Genomic DNA, 2,385 nt, shown 5'->3' with positions numbered 1-2,385 from the left:
CGTCAGGGCCGCGGAGATCGCGAAGGCCAGGGCTTTCACCCGGACCGGATCGAAGCCCAGCGCCGCGGCCGCGACGTCGGCGTCGCGCACGGCGCGCATCGCCCGGCCGAGGCGGCTGCGGGCGAGGAGGTCGAACCCGGCGAGGCTCGCGCCGGCCGCTAGCACCGCCAGCACCGCGAGCCCGGCCGCACTCACCGGCTCGCCGAGGAGCGTCGGCGCGTCCGTGACGACCAAGCCGTTCTGGCCGCCGGTCAGCTCGCCGCCCTCGATCAGGCCGTGCTCGACGATGAAGCCGAAGGCGATCGTCAGCATGGCGAGGTAGGGGCCCTTCACCCGCATCGCCGGCACCGCCACGAGGCCGCCGACGAGCGCCGCGATCAGCGCCGCCGCCGGGAGTGCCAGCCAGAAGCTGACGCCGTGGAGCGTCAGGATCGCGCTCGCGTAGGCGCCGATCGCGTAGAAGCCGGCATGGCCGAACGAGATCAGCCCGGTCAGGCCGAGGAGCACGTTGAGGCCGACCCCCGCCACCGTCGTCAGCGCCACGAGGGCGATCACAAAGTGGCTGTAGCCCGCGGTCAGCGCGACGAGGCCGAGCGCGGCGGCGGTGAGGCCGGCGATGCCAAGCCGCATCGCCGGAGCCGAGCGCAGGTACGGCATCGCGTCAGACCTTGTTGACCGCGGCGCGGCCGAGCAGGCCGTCGGGGCGCAGGGTGAGGGCCAGGATGATCACCGAGAACACCACGAGCTGCGTGTAGGTCGAGCCGAGGGTGGCGGTGACGCCGGCCTCGACGAGGCCGTAGAGCAGCCCCGCCAGGATCACCCCGGTGGCGGAGCCGATGCCGCCGAGGATCGCCACCGCGAAGGCCTTGATGCCGAACAGCGTGCCGAGCTCGGCCGACACCGAGAAGAGCGGCGCGATCAGCAGGCCCGCGATGCCGGCCAGCACCGCCGAGAGCGCGAAGGCGCAGGCCACGGTGCGGCGCACGTCGATCCCCATCAGGCGGGCGGCGTCGGCGTTCTGCGCCACGGCGAGGAGGACGCGGCCGAGATCGGTCCGGCGGAACACCGTGCGGATCGCGAAGGCCAGGGCGATCCCGACCACCGGGATCACGAGCTGCAACGGGTAGATGCCGGTCCCGAGGATCTCAACGGGCTTGGTCGCCAGCGGCGAGGGCAGGCTGCGCGGCTCCTTGCCGAAGGTGAACAGCACGGTGTTGTCGAGGACGATGCCCCCCGCCACCGTCGCCAGGAGCCACGCATCCGAGCCGCGGGCCACGAACGGACGGACCAGCGCCCGCTCGACCACGAGGCCGAACAGGGCGCAGCCGGCGAGCGCCAGGACGATCGCGGCCGGCATCGGCCAGCCGAGGGTGACGCCCAGCGCATAGGCCAGGACCGCGCCCAGGGTGACGACGCTGCCCTGCGCGAAGTTCACGGTCCCCGACACCGCGTAGGTCACGTGGAAGCCCAGGGCCACGAGCCCGTACATGCTGCCGAGGCCGAGGCCGCTGACGAGGATGGAGGTCAGCATCGCGGGGCTCAGTTGGTCACCGCGACGATCTCACCGTCCTTGAAGCGGGTGAACACGTAGTCGTTCGGGCCGAGTGCGTCGTGCTGGCCGGGGGCGAAGGGCTTGTCGTAGGTTTTGATCAGGCCCGGATAGGTGCCGATCTTGTAGAAGCCGTCGCGGACCTTCGGGCCCTCGGTGGAACCCGCGGCCTCGATGGCGAGCGCCAGCAAGTGCGTGGCGTCGTAGGCGTTGGCGATGCCGACGGCGGGGGTGACGTCGGCCATCGACTTGATCGCCGGGTACTTGGCCTTGAGCGCGTCCAGCACCGTATTCGCCTTCGGCGACGTGTTGCCCGCGAAGGTGAAGGTCTGGATGAAGTGGACCTTGGCGGCGCTCGGGCCGGCGAGCTCGTCGAAGCGGCCGCCCGCCGGGCCCCAATGCGAGACGACCGGCACCGACCAGCCCATCCGGTCGAGGGACTTCACCACCTGGGCCGAGGGGCCGACATTGCCGACGAGGAACAGCGCGTCGGCCCCGGCCTCCTTCAACCGCGACAACTGGGGCACCATGTCGACGTCGTTGGCCTCGTATTTCTCGATGCCCGCCGCCGGGAGGTTGGCCGCCTGCAGGGCGTCCTTGAGGCCCTTCTGGTTCGACTCGCCCCAGGCGTTGTTGACGAGGATCATGCCGGGCTTCTTCGCCCCGTAGGTCTTGACCGCATAGGCGACCAGCGCCTCGTCGACGAGGGCATCGACCGCCGAGACCCGGAAGGCGTAATTGTCGGCGGCACCGTTGCGGGTGATGCCGGTGCCGGCCGCCCAGGGGGCCGATGAAACGCACCTTCATCTTGTTGGCGATCGGCACGATCGCCATCG

At 71.2% G+C, this 2,385-nt stretch carries 2 protein-coding genes and 1 pseudogene; all 3 read right to left on the bottom strand.

Going from position 1 to position 2,385, the window contains the following annotated elements; all coding sequences use genetic code 11:
• On the bottom strand, positions 1–657 hold a 657-nt coding region (locus I53_RS07795), incomplete at its 3' end, for a branched-chain amino acid ABC transporter permease (protein ID WP_043348788.1).
• 4 nt (positions 658–661) lie between these two features.
• Complete coding sequence (locus I53_RS07790) at positions 662–1,531, bottom strand: branched-chain amino acid ABC transporter permease (RefSeq protein ID WP_043348786.1); 870 nt, start codon at positions 1,529–1,531, stop codon at positions 662–664.
• A gap of 8 nt (positions 1,532–1,539) precedes the next feature.
• Positions 1,540–2,385 (bottom strand): annotated as a pseudogene (locus I53_RS07785) (ABC transporter substrate-binding protein); the annotation flags it as partial.

The sequence above is a fragment of the Methylobacterium sp. B1 genome (assembly GCF_000333255.1).
Classification (GTDB): Bacteria; Pseudomonadota; Alphaproteobacteria; order Rhizobiales; family Beijerinckiaceae; genus Methylobacterium; species Methylobacterium fujisawaense.
Note: the sequence above shows the minus strand (reverse complement) of the source record. Positions and strands in the feature narration are given on the sequence as shown.

Excerpts from the sequence above, each read along its gene's own strand:
- I53_RS07790 (WP_043348786.1), bottom strand. The coding sequence starts at position 1,531 with ATGCTGACCTCCATCCTCGTCAGCGGCCTCGGCCTCGGCAGCATGTAC.